Source organism: Citrobacter sp. MGH110 (assembly GCF_001037515.1).
Classification (GTDB): domain Bacteria; phylum Pseudomonadota; class Gammaproteobacteria; order Enterobacterales; family Enterobacteriaceae; genus Citrobacter; species Citrobacter portucalensis.
Genome location: NZ_KQ089830.1, coordinates 3255646 through 3274068, shown reverse-complemented (window position 1 = coordinate 3274068; position 18423 = coordinate 3255646). Strand labels below are relative to the sequence as shown.

The 18423-nt window shown below is 53.3% G+C and carries 16 protein-coding genes and 2 tRNA genes; 17 read left to right on the top strand and 1 reads right to left on the bottom strand.

Features of this window, described 5'->3' with window-relative positions; genetic code table 11:
• Nucleotides 1–62: 62 nt before the first annotated feature.
• From orn to SK38_RS15355, 3 genes are all read left to right on the top strand, one after another.
• Nucleotides 63–608 (top strand): oligoribonuclease, encoded by a 546-nt coding sequence (orn, locus tag SK38_RS15365; RefSeq protein ID WP_020996267.1) that lies wholly within the window; start codon nt 63–65, stop codon nt 606–608.
• Between the two features lie 196 nt (nt 609–804).
• A tRNA-Gly gene (locus SK38_RS15360) sits at nt 805–880 on the top strand.
• A 37-nt stretch (nt 881–917) separates the two neighbouring features.
• Nucleotides 918–993: transfer RNA gene (locus tag SK38_RS15355), tRNA-Gly, on the top strand.
• Between the two features lie 269 nt (nt 994–1262).
• On the opposite strand, the gene queG is transcribed toward SK38_RS15355, so the two are convergent.
• Nucleotides 1263–2402 (bottom strand): tRNA epoxyqueuosine(34) reductase QueG, encoded by a 1140-nt coding sequence (queG, locus tag SK38_RS15350; protein WP_048215092.1) that lies wholly within the window; start codon nt 2400–2402, stop codon nt 1263–1265.
• Between queG and nnr the strand changes: the two genes are divergently transcribed.
• The 14 genes from nnr to rlmB all read left to right on the top strand — a co-directional run bounded on the left by nnr (nt 2401) and on the right by rlmB (nt 18376).
• Complete coding sequence (nnr, locus tag SK38_RS15345) at nt 2401–3948, top strand: bifunctional ADP-dependent NAD(P)H-hydrate dehydratase/NAD(P)H-hydrate epimerase (RefSeq protein WP_075553056.1); 1548 nt, start codon at nt 2401–2403, stop codon at nt 3946–3948. The two genes, queG and nnr, sit on opposite strands and share 2 nt — an antisense overlap.
• Nucleotides 3920–4381: a tRNA (adenosine(37)-N6)-threonylcarbamoyltransferase complex ATPase subunit type 1 TsaE gene (gene tsaE / locus SK38_RS15340; RefSeq protein ID WP_008786002.1), complete on the top strand. Its 462-nt coding sequence runs from the start codon at nt 3920–3922 to the stop codon at nt 4379–4381. Before nnr ends, tsaE begins: the two co-directional genes overlap by 29 nt.
• Nucleotides 4382–4397: 16 nt before the next feature.
• Nucleotides 4398–5723: an N-acetylmuramoyl-L-alanine amidase AmiB gene (gene amiB / locus SK38_RS15335; protein ID WP_048227207.1), complete on the top strand. Its 1326-nt coding sequence runs from the start codon at nt 4398–4400 to the stop codon at nt 5721–5723.
• 9 nt (nt 5724–5732) lie between these two features.
• A complete protein-coding gene (mutL, locus tag SK38_RS15330) occupies nt 5733–7607 on the top strand; it encodes a DNA mismatch repair endonuclease MutL (RefSeq protein ID WP_048236290.1) in 1875 nt (624 codons plus the stop codon).
• Nucleotides 7600–8550 (top strand): tRNA (adenosine(37)-N6)-dimethylallyltransferase MiaA, encoded by a 951-nt coding sequence (miaA, locus tag SK38_RS15325; protein ID WP_048227205.1) that lies wholly within the window; start codon nt 7600–7602, stop codon nt 8548–8550. The genes mutL and miaA overlap by 8 nt, the downstream gene beginning before the upstream one ends.
• Nucleotides 8551–8634: 84 nt before the next feature.
• A complete protein-coding gene (gene hfq / locus SK38_RS15320) occupies nt 8635–8943 on the top strand; it encodes an RNA chaperone Hfq (RefSeq protein ID WP_003025584.1) in 309 nt (102 codons plus the stop codon).
• A 74-nt stretch (nt 8944–9017) separates the two neighbouring features.
• Nucleotides 9018–10298 carry a ribosome rescue GTPase HflX gene (gene hflX / locus SK38_RS15315; protein WP_048236289.1) on the top strand — a complete coding sequence of 427 codons (1281 nt, stop codon included), beginning with the start codon at nt 9018–9020 and terminating at the stop codon, nt 10296–10298.
• A gap of 189 nt (nt 10299–10487) precedes the next feature.
• Entirely contained in the window at nt 10488–11741 is a 1254-nt protein-coding gene (hflK, locus tag SK38_RS15310) for an FtsH protease activity modulator HflK (protein ID WP_008786005.1), read from the top strand.
• Nucleotides 11742–11743: 2 nt separating this feature from the next.
• A complete protein-coding gene (hflC, locus tag SK38_RS15305; RefSeq protein WP_003830491.1) occupies nt 11744–12748 on the top strand; it encodes a protease modulator HflC in 1005 nt (334 codons plus the stop codon).
• A gap of 82 nt (nt 12749–12830) precedes the next feature.
• Entirely contained in the window at nt 12831–13028 is a 198-nt protein-coding gene (locus tag SK38_RS15300) for a DUF2065 domain-containing protein (protein WP_003025602.1), read from the top strand.
• 102 nt (nt 13029–13130) lie between these two features.
• Complete coding sequence (gene purA / locus SK38_RS15295; protein WP_003025606.1) at nt 13131–14429, top strand: adenylosuccinate synthase; 1299 nt, start codon at nt 13131–13133, stop codon at nt 14427–14429.
• 216 nt (nt 14430–14645) lie between these two features.
• Nucleotides 14646–15071 carry a nitric oxide-sensing transcriptional repressor NsrR gene (gene nsrR, locus SK38_RS15290; protein WP_003830485.1) on the top strand — a complete coding sequence of 142 codons (426 nt, stop codon included), beginning with the start codon at nt 14646–14648 and terminating at the stop codon, nt 15069–15071.
• Nucleotides 15072–15109: 38 nt separating this feature from the next.
• Complete coding sequence (rnr, locus tag SK38_RS15285) at nt 15110–17572, top strand: ribonuclease R (protein ID WP_048236288.1); 2463 nt, start codon at nt 15110–15112, stop codon at nt 17570–17572.
• Nucleotides 17573–17644: 72 nt separating this feature from the next.
• Nucleotides 17645–18376, top strand: a complete 732-nt coding sequence (gene rlmB / locus SK38_RS15280; protein WP_003830482.1) for a 23S rRNA (guanosine(2251)-2'-O)-methyltransferase RlmB — start codon at nt 17645–17647, stop codon at nt 18374–18376.
• Nucleotides 18377–18423 lie beyond the last annotated feature (47 nt).

Sequence of the window (18423 nt, the reverse complement as noted above, 5' to 3'; positions counted from 1 at the left end):
ATACACACAATTTTAGATCAATGTAGTCACACTGAATGTGACGCTGAAGGGTGGAAAATAGCATGAGTGCCAATGAAAACAACCTGATTTGGATCGATCTGGAGATGACAGGTCTGGATCCCGAGCGCGATCGCATTATTGAGATCGCCACGCTGGTGACGGATGCCAACCTGAATATTCTGGCTGAAGGACCGACAATTGCGGTACACCAGTCTGACGAACAGCTGGCATTAATGGATGACTGGAACGTACGTACGCATACTGGTAGCGGGCTGGTGGAGCGCGTGAAGGCGAGCACCATGGGCGATCGTGAAGCTGAACTGGCCACGCTGGCTTTTTTGAAAGAGTGGGTTCCGGAAGGGAAATCACCTATCTGCGGCAACAGCATCGGGCAGGATCGTCGTTTCCTGTTTAAATACATGCCGGAGCTGGAGGCGTATTTCCATTATCGCTATCTGGACGTCAGCACGCTCAAAGAACTGGCGCGTCGTTGGAAGCCGGAAATCCTTGCGGGCTTCACCAAGCAGGGAACACATCAGGCGATGGACGACATTCGTGAATCTGTTGCTGAGCTTGCTTACTATCGCGAACATTTTATTAATCTTTGATTTTGTTCTCCGGTGGCTTGCGTCACCGGTTTTTTGACGCTAAATTGTTCAGCTTGATTGTAAATTAATCACTTGAACGATTTTTCGAAAAAAACGCTTTCAGGGGGGTTGCAGCTAAACGGATTTCTCGTATAATGCGCCTCCCGTAACGACGCAGAAATGCGAATTACGACAGCAACAAAAGCAGTACAGATTTGCGGGAATAGCTCAGTTGGTAGAGCACGACCTTGCCAAGGTCGGGGTCGCGAGTTCGAGTCTCGTTTCCCGCTCCAAAATTTGAAAGTGCTTATTAAGCACAGACACACCCAAGCGGGAATAGCTCAGTTGGTAGAGCACGACCTTGCCAAGGTCGGGGTCGCGAGTTCGAGTCTCGTTTCCCGCTCCAAATTCTTACCCCAATAAAAATATCCACAACGAATAATCGCGTTGGGGACGTTTTGTTTCGTCATTGACATACTCTTGTAAACAGACTTATCCACAGGTTCGGGTATTATTCCTGGAATGCAAAAAACTTCGCCGGGTGAATAGTATCATTTTAACTATTTGAAATTATTAATTTAATTATCATTGCAAATTGTTAATGCGATCACTTGACGATTTTTTCCCTCTTGAATATCAATGTGTTTTTATTTTTATACACAAGCTGTGGATGACTTAAGCGTCGCGCGGCAGACCCTTCTCAATGACCCTGACCAAACGTTGTTTCTGCGGTAGCTGCACCTCAACTACGCAGGCATTTCGCTTCTCGATTTGCTGAGCAACCGCCCACTCTATGTGTTCGTCGAGAAGTGGGTGCTCACCTCTGCGACTTTCCAGTGCGTGAAGAATGGCTTCATTCCAGGGAGCATTACCCAACGCAACGGCGATATTTCGCAGCCAGCGCAGGTGGCCAATACGACGAATGGCAGACCCCTCCGTGACTTTTAAAAACCACGCTTCGCTCCAGCTAAACAGCTCTATTAACTCCGGAGCATGAAGCTGCTTGCGCGGGTTGAAGTCATCTTCTGCCGTCAACTGTGAATAGCGGTTCCACGGGCAAATAAGCTGGCAATCATCGCAGCCATAAATTCGATTCCCTAACAATGGACGAAATTCTTCCGGGATCGCGCCTTCCAGTTCGATAGTGAGATAAGAGATACAGCGGCGCGCATCCACCGTATAGGGTTCAACAATGGCCCCGGTGGGACAGATGGTCATGCAGGCGACGCATTTCCCGCATCCTTCTTCTACTGGTTGGTCGATCGGCAAGGGTAAATCGATCAGTAATTCCCCGAGGAAGAAAAATGAACCGGCTTCGCGATTGAGGATAAGTGAGTGCTTACCTGTCCAGCCAAGCCCGGCTTTTTCCGCTAACGGACGCTCAAGAATGGGCGCAGAATCGACAAAAGGTCTAAAATTCAGCGAAACGCAGTGCTGTTGAATCATCTCTCCCAGCTTTTTTAAGCGGTTACGTAGCAGCTTATGGTAGTCGCGCCCCAGCGCGTAACGGCTGACGTAACCCAGAGAAGGATTCTTCAATGTGCTGGCGAAGGCCGCATTGGCAGGAAGATAGTTCATACGTACGCTGATGACACGTAGCGTACCGGGCAATAATTCGTGAGGTCGGGCGCGCATCATGCCGTGACGGGCCATCCAGTCCATCTCGCCGTGGTATTGTTTATCCAGCCAGGCCTGCAGTTTGGGTTCCGCTTCGCTGAGGTCGGTATCGGCAATCCCGACCTGCTGAAAGCCAAGCTCCAGCCCCCACTGCTTAATATTTTGCGCTAACTGATTGAGATCGAGGGGCTCTGACATGACGGACCATACAATGAAGAAAAACCCCGCAAGTATACCACACTCCATCTGGCACGCCGATGACATCAGGCGGATGGAGCGAGAGGCGGCAGACAGTTCAGGGCTGACGCTTTACGAACTGATGCAACGGGCGGGAGAGGCGGCGTTTCAGGTCACTCGTGAGGCTTATCCGAACGCCCGACACTGGCTGGTGCTATGTGGTCATGGCAACAACGGCGGTGATGGTTACGTAGTGGCAAGACTTGCCAAAGCGCTGGGTCTTGAAGTTACGTTGCTGGCGCAGGATAGTGACAAACCGCTCCCCGAGGAGGCGCAGCAGGCACGTGATGCCTGGCTTAACGCTGGTGGCGTCATTCACGCGACGGATATCAATTGGCCAAATAACGTGGACGTCATTATTGATGCGCTGTCAGGCACTGGCTTAAAACATGCGCCGCGTGAGTCTCTCTCGGTATTGATTGAACGTGCCAATTCTCACCCAGCCCCCACCGTGGCGATAGACATTCCCTCCGGCCTGCTGGCGCAGACGGGAGCGACGCCGGGCGCGGTCATCAACGCAGCGCATACCATTACCTTTATTGCACTCAAGCCGGGCCTGCTCACCGGTAAAGCGCGCGATGTCACCGGGCGTCTGCATGTTAACGCACTTGGGCTGGACGACTGGCTGGCGGGGCAGAATGCGCCAATACAACGTTTTGATGCTCAACAGCTTGCACACTGGCTAACGCCGCGTCGACCCACCTCGCACAAGGGGTCCCACGGTCGACTGGTGATTATCGGCGGTGACCACGGTACGGCAGGCGCAATACGCATGGCCGGGGAAGCCGCGCTGCGAGCAGGTGCCGGGCTGGTCAAAGTGCTGACGCGCAGTGAAAACATTGCGCCTATTTTGACAGCCAGACCGGAACTGATGGTCGATGCGCTGACGCCGCAGACGCTGGAAGAGAGTCTGGCGTGGGCGGATGTAGTGGTGATAGGCCCCGGGCTTGGTCAGCAGGAGTGGGGCAAAAAAGCGCTGCAAAAAGTGGAGAATTTTCGCAAACCGATGCTCTGGGATGCGGATGCGCTGAACCTGCTGGCAATCAACCCCGATAAACGTCACAATCGCGTGATCACGCCGCATCCAGGTGAAGCCGCGCGACTGCTGGGTTGTTCTATTGCAGAAATTGAAGACGATCGCTTACTTTGTGCACAACGTCTGGTAAAACGGTACGGAGGCGTGGTGGTGCTGAAAGGCGCGGGTACGGTTGTTGCTGCTGAACAGGCGGAGTTGGGTATTATTGATACCGGCAATGCCGGGATGGCCAGCGGCGGAATGGGGGATGTGCTTTCCGGTATTATTGGCGCATTGCTCGGACAGAAGCTTACCCCGTATGATGCAGCATGTGCGGGATGTGTTGCGCACGGAGCGGCGGCGGATGTGCTGGCGGCGCGTTTTGGTACGCGTGGCATGCTGGCGACGGATCTCTTTACCACGCTACAGCGTATTGTTAACCCTGATGTGATTGACGTTTATCATGATGAATCGAGTAATTCCACTACCTGATGAGCAGGCGACTTTAGACCTGGGACTGCGGGTAGCCAAAGCCTGTGACGGCGCGACGGTTATATATTTGTACGGCGACCTGGGGGCGGGTAAAACCACCTTCAGCCGGGGATTTCTGCAGGCGTTAGGTCATAAAGGTAATGTAAAAAGCCCCACCTACACGCTGGTTGAACCCTATTCACTCGATAACTTGATGGTATACCACTTCGATTTATACCGACTTGCGGACCCAGAGGAGCTGGAATTTATGGGGATCCGCGATTATTTTGCCAATGATGCCATCTGCCTGGTGGAATGGCCGCAACAAGGTAAAGGTGTACTGCCAGACCCGGACGTCGAAATACACATTGAATACCAGGCGCAAGGTCGAGAGGCGCGTGTAAGCGCAGTCTCCTCATCAGGTGATTTATTGCTGGCGCGTTTAGCCGATTAACCTTAAGGGTGGCGGGATGATTTATCGCATCAGAAACTGGCTGATGGCAACCCTGGTCCTGCTGTGCGCGCAGGCAGGGGCCGCCAGCCTCTCCGATCTTCAGGTGTCCAATGGCGATCAACAGGCGCGGATTACGCTGAGCTTTATTGGCGATCCTGAATATGCCGTTTCGCAGGACGGGAAACGAACCGTCGCGCTGGATATTAAACAAACCGGTGTGATTCAGGGATTACCGCTGCTGTTTAGCGGCAATAATCTGGTGAAATCTATCCGTTCCGGCACGCCAAAAGATGCGCAGTCTCTGCGCCTGGTGGTGGATTTAACCGAGAACGGTAAAGCCGAAGCAGTAAAACGCCAGAACGGCGGCAATTATACCGTCGTGTTTACCATCAACGCTGATGCGCCACCGCCTCCACCTCCCGTGGTTGCAAAGCGTGTTGAAGCGCCGATTGTTGCCCCACGTCCTGTCGAGCCAGCGCGAAATCCGTTTAAAGCAGAAAACGATCGCACTACGGCTGTGACTAACAGCAATACCTCCACGCGCCCTGCGGCGCGCGCCAGTTCCAGCAACGGCGATAAAGTGGTGATTGCCATTGATGCCGGACACGGTGGACAGGATCCTGGCGCTATTGGTCCTGGCGGCACGCGTGAGAAAAACGTCACGATTGCCGTGGCGCGCAAACTGCGCAGTTTGCTCAATGATGATCCGATGTTTAAAGGCGTACTCACCCGTGATGGTGATTACTTTATCTCGGTGATGGGGCGTTCAGACGTCGCGCGTAAACAAAACGCCAATTTCCTGGTTTCTATTCACGCGGATGCCGCACCAAACCGTGATGCCACAGGTGCTTCCGTTTGGGTGCTGTCAAACCGTCGGGCGAACAGTGAGATGGCCGGCTGGCTGGAACAGCACGAGAAGCAATCGGAGCTGTTGGGCGGCGCGGGCGATGTGCTGGCAAACAGCCAGTCCGATCCTTACCTCAGCCAGGCCGTACTGGATCTGCAGTTCGGTCATTCGCAGCGCGTCGGGTATGATGTGGCGACCAGCATGATCGGCCAGTTAGAACGTATTGGTTCGATGCATAAGCGTCGTCCAGAACACGCCAGTCTTGGCGTACTGCGTTCGCCTGATATCCCGTCAGTGTTGGTTGAAACTGGCTTTATCAGTAACAACAGCGAAGAACGTCTGTTGGCGAGCGATGATTACCAGCAGCAACTGGCTGAGGCGATTTACAAAGGATTGCGTAACTATTTCCAGGCGCACCCGATGCAAACCGGGCCGCAGGGCGCACCGGCGCAAACCGCCAGCGCCATATCGCCGGGTAACACGTTAACAAATTAAGGATTAGCCATGCCGATTCAGGTTCTACCGCCACAGCTGGCGAACCAGATTGCCGCAGGCGAGGTGGTAGAACGGCCTGCGTCAGTGGTGAAAGAGCTGGTGGAAAACAGCATCGATGCCGGTGCGACGCGCATTGATATCGATATTGAACGCGGCGGCGCGAAGCTTATCCGTATTCGTGACAACGGCTGCGGGATTAAAAAAGACGAGCTGGCGTTGGCGTTGGCGCGTCATGCCACCAGTAAAATAGCCTCGCTTGACGATCTTGAAGCCATCGTAAGCCTCGGATTTCGCGGCGAAGCGTTGGCCAGTATCAGCTCCGTGTCTCGCTTAACCCTGACGTCGCGTACGCAAGAACAACCCGAAGCCTGGCAGGCGTATGCCGAAGGGCGTGACATGGATGTCACAGTTAAACCCGCTGCGCATCCGGTGGGAACCACGCTGGAGGTGCTAGATCTGTTCTACAACACCCCGGCGCGGCGCAAATTTATGCGCACCGAGAAAACCGAATTTAATCATATCGACGAGATTATTCGCCGCATTGCGCTGGCGCGTTTTGATGTGACGATAAATTTGTCGCACAACGGCAAAGTGGTGCGTCAGTACCGGGCAGTGGCCGCGGATGGGCAGAAAGAGCGCCGACTGGGCGCGATTTGCGGCACGCCGTTTCTGGAGCATGCGCTGGCGATCGAATGGCAGCATGGCGATTTAACATTGCGCGGCTGGGTGGCCGATCCTAACCACACAACGGCAGCACTGGCAGAAATCCAGTACTGCTATGTGAATGGTCGGATGATGCGCGACCGGCTGATCAACCATGCTATCCGCCAGGCCTGTGAAGATAAGCTGGGAGCCGATCAACAGCCCGCTTTTGTGTTGTATCTGGAAATCGATCCGCATCAAGTGGATGTCAACGTACACCCAGCTAAACATGAGGTCCGTTTCCATCAATCCCGGCTGGTGCACGATTTTATTTACCAGGGCGTGTTGAGTGTCCTGCAACAGCAGCTTGAAACGCCGCTGCCGTTGGCTGATGACGACGAACCCGCCCCAAGGCACATCCCGGAAAACCGCGTTGCTGCTGGACGCAACCATTTTGCCGAGCCGGCTCCCGCGCGTGAACCGGCGACACCGCGGTACTCAGCATCCGCTGGCACTGGAAGTGGCAATAGTGGTGGCGGTGGCCGTCAGGCGGGAGCCAGTTGGCCTCATGCTCAACCCGGATACCAAAAGCAGCAGGGCGAAATTTATCAGCAACTGATGCAGACGCCGGCTCCAACGCGTAAAACGCCGGTCTCTGAAACGCCATCGACGCCTCTGACTGGCAGCAGTCAGGGCTTTGGCCGGGTGCTAACGATAGTTGGTGCAGACTGCGCGTTACTCGAGTGCGATGGCCATATTCGGTTGTTGGCATTACCGGTGGCTGAGCGTTGGCTGCGTCAGGCGCAGTTAACGCCGGGTCAGGGAGCGGTTTGTGCTCAACCGTTATTAATCCCTTTACGTCTAAAAGTGACCGCCGATGAAAAAGCGGCACTGCAAAAAGGACAGAGCCAACTGGCTGAGTTGGGCATTGAATTTCAGCTGGATGCGCAGCATGTGACCATCCGGGCGGTGCCTTTACCCTTACGCCAACAAAATTTACAAATCTTGATTCCTGAACTGATAGGCTACCTGGCGCAGCAATCCGTATTCGAGCCGGGCAATATTGCACAGTGGATCGCACGTAATCTGATGAGCGAGCATCCACAGTGGAGCATGGCACAGGCGATTACGCTATTAGCGGATGTTGAGCGGCTCTGCCCACAACTCGTGAAGGCACCGCCGGGTGGTCTGTTACAACCTGTTGATTTACATTCGGTAATGAATGCCCTGAAACATGAGTGATACCCGTAAGGCGAGCCTGCCAAAGGCGATTTTTTTGATGGGGCCAACGGCCTCCGGTAAAACGGCATTAGCAATTGAATTGCGTAAAGTTTTGCCCATAGAGTTGATAAGCGTTGATTCCGCCCTTATTTACAAGGGGATGGATATCGGTACAGCTAAGCCTGATGCAGCTGAATTACAGGCCGCACCGCACCGATTGCTGGATATCCGCGATCCATCGCAGGCGTACTCCGCTGCGGATTTTCGTCGCGATGCGTTAGCCGAGATGGCCGACATCACCGCTGCGGGGCGTATCCCGTTGCTGGTGGGCGGCACAATGTTATATTTCAAAGCCTTGCTTGAAGGACTGTCGCCGTTACCGTCGGCGGACCCGGTAGTCAGGGCCAGAATTGAGCAGCAGGCGGCAGAGCAGGGTTGGGACGCGTTACACCGACAGCTTCAGGATATCGATCCCGTGGCAGCAGCGCGTATTCATCCAAATGATCCGCAAAGACTTTCCCGGGCACTGGAAGTTTTTTTCATTTCGGGTAAAACTTTAACGGAGCTGACGCAAACGTCAGGAGATGCTTTGCCGTATCAGGTGCATCAGTTTGCAATCGCCCCGGCGAGCCGTGAACTGCTCCATCAGCGAATTGAGCAGCGTTTTCATCAGATGTTAGCTTCAGGTTTTGAAGCAGAAGTCCGGGCGCTTTTTGCCCGTGGAGATTTGCATACGGATTTGCCTTCCATTCGTTGTGTAGGGTATCGCCAGATGTGGTCATACATTGAAGGTGAAATTTCATACGATGAAATGGTTTATAGAGGTGTTTGCGCCACGAGGCAGTTGGCGAAGCGACAGGTAACCTGGTTGCGTGGTTGGGAAGGGGTGCACTGGCTTGACAGTGAAAAGCCTGACCAGGCGCGAAACGAAGTATTACAGGTTGTTGGTGCTATCGCGAACTGAATGTGTACAATTGAAACGTATCGTGCGCAATTTTTCAGAATCGAAAGGTTCAAAGTACAAATAAGCATATAAGGAAAAGAGAGAATGGCTAAGGGGCAATCTTTACAAGATCCGTTCCTGAACGCACTGCGTCGGGAACGTGTTCCAGTTTCTATTTATTTGGTGAATGGTATTAAGCTGCAAGGTCAAATCGAGTCTTTTGATCAGTTCGTGATCCTGTTGAAAAACACGGTCAGCCAGATGGTTTATAAGCACGCGATTTCTACTGTTGTCCCGTCTCGTCCGGTTTCTCATCACAGCAATAATGCCACCGGCGGCACAGGCAGCAACTACCATCACGGTAGCAACGCGCAAGGTTCATCTGCGCAACAGGACAGCGAAGAAACCGAATAAGGTTATTAGCTGTTTTACATACGGGGAGCCAGCGATCCTGTGTTCCCCGTTGATTTATATTAAGGGGTTGACGCTTGTTTGACCGTTATGATGCCGGTGAGCAGGCGGTACTGGTACACATCTATTTTTCGCAAGACAAAGATATGGAAGACCTCCAGGAGTTTGAATCTCTGGTTTCTTCCGCCGGTGTCGAAGCAATGCAGGTGATTACCGGGAGCCGTAAAGCACCGCACCCGAAGTATTTTGTTGGTGAAGGTAAGGCAATCGAAATTGCCGAAGCCGTAAAAGCGACTGGCGCTGCGGTGGTGATTTTTGATCATGCTCTAAGCCCTGCCCAGGAACGTAACCTGGAACAGTTGTGCCAGTGTCTTGTTATCGACAGGACTGGTCTCATTTTAGATATTTTTGCCCAGCGTGCGCGAACCCATGAGGGTAAGTTGCAGGTTGAGCTGGCGCAGTTGCGCCATATGGCTACGCGTCTGGTCCGTGGCTGGACTCACCTTGAACGGCAAAAGGGCGGGATTGGTTTGCGCGGTCCGGGTGAAACCCAGCTCGAAACCGACCGTCGTTTGCTGCGTAATCGCATTTTGCAGATACAGTCGCGCCTGGAAAAAGTTGAAAAGCAACGTGAGCAGGGGCGACAGTCGCGCAAGAAAGCGGATGTCCCAACCGTATCACTGGTGGGATATACCAACGCCGGAAAATCCACCCTGTTCAACCAGATCACCGAAGCCCAGGTCTACGCAGCGGATCAGCTGTTTGCGACTCTGGACCCGACGCTGCGCAGAATAGACGTGGCGGACGTGGGTGAGACCGTGCTGGCGGATACCGTAGGATTTATCCGTCATTTGCCGCACGACCTGGTGGCGGCGTTTAAGGCCACCTTGCAGGAAACACGTCAGGCGACATTGTTGCTGCACGTTATTGATGCAGCAGATTTTCGTGTGCAGGAAAACATTGAGGCCGTCGACTCGGTGCTCGAAGAGATCGATGCGCATGAGATCCCGACCCTGCTGGTGATGAATAAAATCGATATGTTGGATGACTTTGAGCCGCGTATCGACAGAGATGAAGAGAATAAACCCATTCGCGTTTGGGTATCAGCGCAAACGGGGATTGGTATACCACAACTTTTTCAGGCTTTGACTGAGCGACTTTCCGGTGAGGTGGCGCAGCATACGTTGCGTTTGCCGCCGCAGGAAGGGCGTTTGAGAAGCCGGTTTTATCAACTTCAGGCAATAGAAAAAGAGTGGATGGAGGAGGACGGCAGCGTAGGTCTGCAGGTTCGTATGCCGATCGTAGACTGGCGTCGCCTCTGTAAACAAGAACCGGCACTGGAAGACTATGTTGTCTGATCTGACGGATATGGCCTGAAGATTTTTTCGCCTCTATACCTTGTGGATTTTGTGCGGCAGGAAGGCGGCAAGTCCTGAAATCTCCAGGAGCATAGTCAACTATGTGACTGGCGTTGAGGGACCCAGCCAACGCAACGGCAGCGCAAAAGACGCAGGTATAGCATCGCATAACAAATATGGAGCACAAAAATGGCGTGGAATCAGCCCGGTAATAACGGACAAGACCGCGACCCCTGGGGAAGCAGCAAACCTGGCGGCAACCCTGAGGGAAATGGAAACAAAGGTGGTCGCGAGCAGGGACCTCCCGATCTGGACGATATCTTCCGCAAACTGAGTAAAAAGCTCGGTGGTCTGGGTGGCGGTAAAGGTACTGGCTCTGGCGGCGGTAGTTCATCGCAAGGCCCGCGTCCGCAACTGGGCGGTCGAGTCTTTACTATCGCAGCGGCCGCTATCGTCATTATCTGGGCGGCCAGCGGTTTCTATACCATTAAAGAAGCGGAACGCGGCGTGGTGACACGCTTCGGTAAATTCAGCCATTTGGTTGAACCGGGTCTGAACTGGAAACCGACCTTTGTCGACGAAGTGACACCGGTCAACGTTGAAGCCGTGCGTGAACTTGCCGCATCCGGCGTCATGCTGACCTCTGACGAAAACGTCGTGCGCGTCGAAATGAACGTACAGTACCGCGTGACCGATCCGCAGCGTTACCTGTTTAGCGTAACCAGCGCGGATGACAGTCTGCGTCAGGCTACCGACAGTGCCCTGCGTGGGGTTATCGGTAAATACACCATGGACCGTATCCTGACCGAAGGGCGTACCGTTATTCGTAGCGATACCCAACGTGAACTGGAAGAAACGATCCGTCCGTACAACATGGGTATCACCCTGCTGGACGTCAACTTCCAGGCTGCACGTCCGCCGGAAGAAGTAAAAGCCGCGTTTGACGATGCTATCGCAGCACGTGAAAACGAACAGCAGTACATCCGTGAAGCGGAAGCGTACACCAACGAAGTTCAGCCGCGTGCAAACGGTCAGGCGCAGCGTATTCTGGAAGAAGCGCGTGCGTATAAGACTCAAACCATCCTGGAAGCACAGGGTGAAGTGGCTCGCTTCGCAAAAATTCTGCCGGAATATAAAGCCGCACCGCAAATTACCCGCGAGCGTCTGTATATCGAAACCATGGAAAAAGTGTTGAGCAATACCCGCAAAGTCCTGGTTAACGATAAAGGCAGCAATTTGATGGTTCTGCCGCTGGATCAAATGCTGAAAGGTGGTAGTGCGCCAGCAGCAAAGACTGACAGCAGTTCAAACCTGCTGCGTCTGCCGCCAGCAACGACTTCCAGCACTGGAGCAAGCAACACATCGTCCACCAGTCAGGGCGATATTATGGACCAACGCCGCGCGAATGCGCAGCGTAACGACTACCAGCGTCAGGGGGAATAACGATGCGTAAGTCAGTTATTGCGATTATCATCATCGTTCTGGTAGTTCTGTTCATGTCTGTCTTTGTGGTCAAAGAAGGCGAGCGCGGTATTACTCTGCGCTTTGGTAAAGTTCTGCGTGACGATGAAAACAAGCCGCTGGTCGTAGCACCTGGCCTGCACTTCAAGATTCCGTTTATTGAATCTGTGAAGATGCTGGATGCGCGTATTCAGACCATGGACAACCAGGCCGATCGCTTTGTTACCAAAGAGAAGAAAGACCTGATCGTTGACTCCTACATCAAGTGGCGCATCAGTGACTTTAGCCGTTACTACCTGGCAACGGGCGGTGGCGATGTTTCTCAGGCGGAAGTCCTGCTGAAACGTAAGTTCTCTGACCGTCTGCGTTCTGAAATTGGTCGTCTGGACGTGAAGGACATCGTTACCGATTCCCGCGGTCGTCTGACCCTGGAAGTTCGTGACGCGCTGAACTCCGGTTCTGCTGGCACGGAAGACGAAGTGGCGACTCCGGCAGCAGATAGCGCGATTGCCGAAGCGGCTGAACGTGTTCAGGCTGAAACGAACGGTAAAGTACCGGTCATCAACCCGAACAGTATGGCGGCATTGGGCATCGAAGTTGTTGACGTGCGTATTAAGCAAATCAACCTGCCTGCTGAAGTGTCCGAGGCTATCTACAACCGTATGCGCGCTGAGCGTGAAGCGGTAGCGCGTCGCCATCGTTCACAAGGCCAGGAAGAGGCGGAAAAACTGCGTGCAACGGCTGACTATGAAGTCACTAAAACGCTGGCAGAATCTGAGCGTCAGGGCCGTATTATGCGCGGTGAAGGCGATGCAGAAGCCGCTAAGCTGTTTGCCGATGCGTTCAGTCAGGATCCGGACTTCTACGCCTTCATCCGTAGCCTGCGTGCTTACGAGAAGAGCTTTGAAGGGAATCAGGACGTAATGGTCATGAGCCCAGACAGCGATTTCTTCCGCTACATGAAGACACCAAATACCGCGACACGCTAATCGCGTTCCAGCGGTTTTAAAGCAGCAAAACCACCGGCATCTCCAGGGATGCGGTGGTTTTCTTTTTATATAAGGGCGATGGATGAATTCAACAATTTTGCTGGCGCTCGCGCTGGTTTTGGTGCTGGAAGGGCTGGGTCCGATGCTTTATCCCAGCGCATGGAAGAAAATGATCTCTGCAATGGCGCAACTTCCCGAAAATATTTTGCGTCGTTTTGGTGGAGGTCTTGTGGTTGCGGGCGTTGTGGTCTACTACATGTTGAGGAAAACGATTGGCTGATCAATAAGTAGACTAATTTGCGGATTTTCGCATGCAAAAAGTGCTGTATATCTGAAAAAGCGGTGGTAGAATCCATTTTTAAGCAAACGGTGATTTTGAAAAATGGGTAACAACGTCGTCGTACTGGGCACCCAATGGGGTGACGAAGGTAAAGGGAAGATCGTCGATCTTCTGACTGAACGGGCTAAATATGTTGTGCGCTACCAGGGTGGTCACAACGCAGGCCATACTCTCGTAATCAACGGTGAAAAAACCGTCCTCCATCTTATTCCATCAGGCATTCTTCGCGAAAACGTAATCAGCATCATCGGTAACGGTGTTGTTCTGTCTCCGTCCGCGCTGATGAAAGAAATGAAAGGACTGGAAGATCGTGGTATCCCGGTTCGCGAGCGCCTGCTGCTGTCTGAAGCTTGTCCGCTGATCCTTGATTATCACGTTGCGTTGGATAACGCTCGTGAGAAAGCGCGTGGCGAGAAAGCGATCGGTACTACCGGTCGTGGTATCGGTCCGGCTTATGAAGACAAAGTAGCTCGTCGCGGTCTGCGTGTTGGCGATCTGTTTGATAAAGCAACTTTCGCTGAAAAACTGAAAGAAGTGATGGAATATCACAACTTCCAGCTGGTGAATTTCTATAAAGTTGAAGCAGTTGACTACCAGAAAGTGCTGGATGATGTGATGGCTATCGCCGACATCCTGACCTCAATGGTTGTTGATGTTTCCGATCTGCTGGACCAGGCGCGTAAGCGTGGCGATTTCGTCATGTTTGAAGGTGCGCAGGGTACGCTGCTGGATATCGACCACGGTACCTATCCGTACGTAACGTCCTCCAACACCACCGCAGGTGGCGTGGCAACCGGCTCCGGCCTGGGCCCACGTTATGTGGACTACGTTCTGGGTATCATCAAAGCTTACTCTACTCGTGTAGGTGCGGGTCCGTTCCCGACTGAGCTGTTTGATGACGTTGGCGAGTTCCTGTGCAAACAAGGTAACGAGTATGGCGCGACCACCGGTCGTCGTCGTCGTACCGGTTGGCTGGATTCCGTTGCTGTACGCCGTGCAGTACAGATTAACTCCCTGTCTGGCTTCTGCCTGACCAAACTGGACGTACTGGACGGTTTGAAAGAGGTGAAAATCTGTGTTGCTTACCGTATGCCGGATGGCCGCGAAGTAACGACTACTCCGCTGGCAGCTGACGACTGGAAAGGTATCGAGCCGATTTACGAAACCATGCCGGGTTGGTCTGAATCCACCTTCGGCGTGAAGGAACGTAGCGGTCTGCCGCAGGCAGCGCTGAACTACATCAAGCGTATTGAAGAACTGACCGGTGTGCCGATTGATATTATCTCAACTGGCCCAGACCGTACTGAAACCATGATCCTGCGCGACCCGTTCGACGCATAATTCTGGTTATAGCGTAGCGTCAAACGGCGCTGCGCTTGCACTAATTTAGGCCGGATAAGGTGCTTTGCATCAGAATCCGGCTTAAAATCACGTAAGTTCCTCGCTTTTTTCCTTCCCGAACTGAAATAAATTAGCGACCTGGCTGGTGGCTGGTTTATCATCAATGTAATTAATACTACCAGGTATATCCGTTTTATCCCTTTTCCTGAGGTTGATGTGCAGTTAACAAGTTTCACCGATTACGGATTACGTGCGCTAATCTACATGGCGTCGCTTCCCGAAGGACGTATGACCAGTATTTCTGAGGTGACAGAAGTCTACGGCGTGTCCCGTAATCATATGGTCAAAATAATCAATCAACTTAGCCGGGCGGGCTTTGTTACTGCTATTCGAGGAAAAAATGGCGGTATCCGCCTGGGTAAACCCGCTAAGGATATTGGTATTGGTGATGTGGTTCGCGAGCTGGAACCCTTATCGTTGGTCAACTGTAGCAGCGAGTTTTGCCATATTACCCCGGCCTGTCGACTTAAACAGGCGCTTTCTAAAGCAGTGCAAAGTTTTCTCACGGAACTGGACAACTACACACTTGCTGATTTGGTTGAAAAGAATCAACCGCTTTATAAATTATTGCTGGTGGAGTAACGACTCCCGCCAGCAGCGATGATGACGGAGGAACCGACATGTCACAAGATCCTTTCCAGGAACGCGAAGCAGAAAAATACGCGAATCCTATCCCGAGCCGGGAATTTATCCTCGAACATTTAACTAAACGTGAAAAGCCGGCCAACCGCGATGAGCTGGCCGCTGAACTCAATATTGAAGGTGAAGAGCAGCAAGAAGCGCTGCGTCGTCGCCTGCGCGCGATGGAGCGTGACGGACAACTGGTCTTCACCCGTCGTCAGTGCTATGCGCTGCCGGAACGTCTCGACCTGCTGAAAGGTACCGTTATTGGCCACCGTGATGGCTACGGCTTTCTGCGCGTTGAAGGCCGCAAAGATGACCTGTATCTGTCCAGCGAGCAGATGAAAACCTGCATTCATGGCGATCAGGTGCTGGCGCAGCCGCTGGGCGCGGACCGTAAAGGTCGCCGCGAAGCGCGAATTGTGCGCGTACTGGTGCCGAAAACCAGCCAGATTGTCGGTCGCTACTTCACCGACGCTGGTGTTGGGTTTGTCGTCCCAGACGACAGCCGCCTGAGCTTCGATATTCTGATCCCGCCGGAAGAGGTAATGGGCGCTCGTATGGGCTTTGTGGTCGTCGTTGAACTGACCCAGCGTCCAACTCGCCGCACCAAAGCGGTGGGCAAAATTGTTGAAGTGCTGGGCGATAACATGGGAACCAGCATGGCCGTGGATATGGCCCTGCGTACTCATGAAATCCCATATATCTGGCCTCAGGCGGTTGAGAAACAGGTCTCCGGACTGAAAGAAGAAGTGCCGGAAGAGGCGAAAGTAGGACGTGTCGATCTGCGCGATCTGCCGCTGGTGACTATCGATGGCGAAGATGCGCGCGACTTCGACGATGCGGTTTATTGCGAGAAGAAACGCGGCGGTGGTTGGCGTTTATGGGTGGCGATTGCTGACGTAAGCTATTACGTTCGCCCGCCGACTCCGCTGGACCAGGAAGCGCGTAGCCGTGGCACATCCGTTTACTTCCCGTCGCAGGTAGTTCCGATGCTGCCGGAAGTGCTGTCTAACGGATTGTGTTCACTCAACCCGCAGGTGGACCGGTTGTGTATGGTCTGTGAAATGACCATTTCGTCGAAAGGCCGCTTAACTGGCTTTAAATTCTACGAAGCGGTCATGAGCTCCCATGCGCGTCTGACCTACACCAAGGTCTGGCATATGCTGCAAGGCGACCAGGAGCTGCGTGAGCAGTACGCACCGTTGGTTAAACACATTGAAGAGCTGCATAACCTCTACAAAGTGCTGGATAAGGCCCGTGAAGAGCGTGGCGGTATCTCGTTTGAAAGTGAAGAGGCGAAGTTTATCTTCAATGCTGAACGCCGTATTGAGCGTATCGAGCAGACGCAGCGTAACGACGCACACAAGCTGATTGAAGAGTGCATGATCATGGCGAACATCTCAGCGGCGCGATTCGTTGAGAAAGCCAAAGAGCCAGCGCTGTTCCGTATTCACGATAAGCCGACGACCGAAGCGATTAACTCGTTCCGTTCCGTCCTGGCAGAGCTGGGGCTGGAGCTGCCTGGTGGCAACAAACCTGAGCCGCGTGATTACGCTGAACTGCTGGAGTCGATTGCTGACCGTCCTGACGCAGAAATGCTGCAAACCATGCTGCTGCGTTCGATGAAGCAGGCGATTTACGATCCGGAAAACCGTGGTCACTTTGGTCTGGCGCTGCAATCTTATGCACACTTTACTTCACCGATCCGTCGTTACCCGGATCTCTCCTTGCACCGGGCGATTAAGTATCTGCTGGCGCAGGAGCAGGGCCATAAGGGCAACACCACGGAAACCGGTGGCTACCATTATTCGATGGAAGAGATGCTGCAACTGGGTCAGCACTGTTCGATGGCCGAGCGCCGTGCTGATGAAGCCACGCGCGATGTCTCTGACTGGCTGAAGTGCGACTTCATGCTGGACCAGGTGGGTAATGTCTTCAAAGGCGTGATTGCCAGCGTGACCGGATTTGGTTTCTTTGTCCGTCTCGATGAACTGTTTATCGATGGTCTGGTGCATGTCTCCTCTCTGGATAACGACTACTATCGTTTCGACCAGGTTGGGCAGCGCCTGACGGGGGAATCCAGCGGCCAGATGTATCGCCTGGGCGATCGCGTGGAAGTTCGCGTGGAAGCAGTCAACATGGACGAGCGTAAGATCGACTTCAGCTTGATCTCCAGCGAACGTGCGCCGCGTAATGAAGGTAAAACCGCCCGCGAAAAAGCCAAAAAAGGCGATGCGGGTAAAAATACCGGTAAACGTCGTCAGATGGGCAAAAAGGTGAATTTCGAGCCGGACAGCGCTTTCCGCGGCGAGAAGAAAGGCAGAGCCAAACCTCAGGCGGATAAGAATGCGGCTGAGAAGAAAGGCGATAAAAAAGCGAAAAAGCCCTCGGCAAAAACGCTTAAAATTGCTGCCGCCACTAAAGCTAAACGTGCGGCGAAAAAGAAAGTCGCACAATAACAGCCATAGACTGTAAGTCGGGCAACCTTCGCGTTGCCCGGCGTTACGCATAAACTATTAACGAGTACATTCATGAGTGAAATGATTTACGGCATCCATGCGGTGCAGGCCCTGCTGGAACGTGCGCCTGAGCGCTTCCAGGACGTCTTTATTCTCAAAGGTCGTGAAGATAAACGCCTGCTGCCGCTGATCCACGCACTGGAAGCACAGGGTGTTGTCATTCAACTGGCTAACCGTCAGTTTCTGGATGAGAAAAGCGAGGGTGCGGTACATCAGGGGATTATTGCTCGCGTGAAGCCGGGCCGTCAGTATCAGGAAAACGATCTGCCGGATCTGATTGCTACGCTCGATCAGCCGTTCTTTTTGATCCTCGATGGCGTCACCGATCCGCATAACCTGGGCGCATGCCTGCGTAGCGCCGATGCCGCTGGCGTACATGCTGTAATCGTACCGAAGGATCGTTCCGCACAGTTGAATGCGACGGCGAAAAAAGTGGCCTGTGGTGCGGCAGAAAGCGTACCGCTGATCCGCGTGACCAACCTGGCGCGCACCATGCGTATGCTGCAGGAAGAGAATATCTGGATCGTCGGAACCGCAGGTGAAGCCGACCATACTCTCTATCAGAGCAAAATGACCGGTCGTCTGGCGCTGGTGATGGGCGCAGAGGGTGAAGGTATGCGCCGTCTGACCCGCGAACACTGTGACGAACTGATCAGCATCCCGATGGCAGGGAGCGTTTCGTCATTGAACGTTTCAGTTGCGACGGGCATCTGCCTGTTTGAAGCCGTCCGCCAGCGCGGCTAAACTTATTTTTCAGACAAAGTCACCCGGATTCGGGTGGCTTTTTTTTA

Excerpts from the sequence above, each read along its gene's own strand:
- amiB (WP_048227207.1), top strand. The coding sequence starts at position 4,398 with ATGATTTATCGCATCAGAAACTGGCTGATGGCAACCCTGGTCCTGCTG.
- hflK (WP_008786005.1), top strand. The coding sequence starts at position 10,488 with ATGGCGTGGAATCAGCCCGGTAATAACGGACAAGACCGCGACCCCTGG.
- rnr (WP_048236288.1), top strand. The coding sequence starts at position 15,110 with ATGTCACAAGATCCTTTCCAGGAACGCGAAGCAGAAAAATACGCGAAT.
- purA (WP_003025606.1), top strand. The coding sequence starts at position 13,131 with ATGGGTAACAACGTCGTCGTACTGGGCACCCAATGGGGTGACGAAGGT.
- hfq (WP_003025584.1), top strand. The coding sequence starts at position 8,635 with ATGGCTAAGGGGCAATCTTTACAAGATCCGTTCCTGAACGCACTGCGT.
- SK38_RS15300 (WP_003025602.1), top strand. The coding sequence starts at position 12,831 with ATGAATTCAACAATTTTGCTGGCGCTCGCGCTGGTTTTGGTGCTGGAA.
- rlmB (WP_003830482.1), top strand. The coding sequence starts at position 17,645 with ATGAGTGAAATGATTTACGGCATCCATGCGGTGCAGGCCCTGCTGGAA.
- queG (WP_048215092.1), bottom strand. The coding sequence starts at position 2,402 with ATGTCAGAGCCCCTCGATCTCAATCAGTTAGCGCAAAATATTAAGCAG.
- tsaE (WP_008786002.1), top strand. The coding sequence starts at position 3,920 with ATGATGAATCGAGTAATTCCACTACCTGATGAGCAGGCGACTTTAGAC.
- mutL (WP_048236290.1), top strand. The coding sequence starts at position 5,733 with ATGCCGATTCAGGTTCTACCGCCACAGCTGGCGAACCAGATTGCCGCA.
- orn (WP_020996267.1), top strand. The coding sequence starts at position 63 with ATGAGTGCCAATGAAAACAACCTGATTTGGATCGATCTGGAGATGACA.
- nnr (WP_075553056.1), top strand. The coding sequence starts at position 2,401 with ATGACGGACCATACAATGAAGAAAAACCCCGCAAGTATACCACACTCC.
- miaA (WP_048227205.1), top strand. The coding sequence starts at position 7,600 with ATGAGTGATACCCGTAAGGCGAGCCTGCCAAAGGCGATTTTTTTGATG.
- hflC (WP_003830491.1), top strand. The coding sequence starts at position 11,744 with ATGCGTAAGTCAGTTATTGCGATTATCATCATCGTTCTGGTAGTTCTG.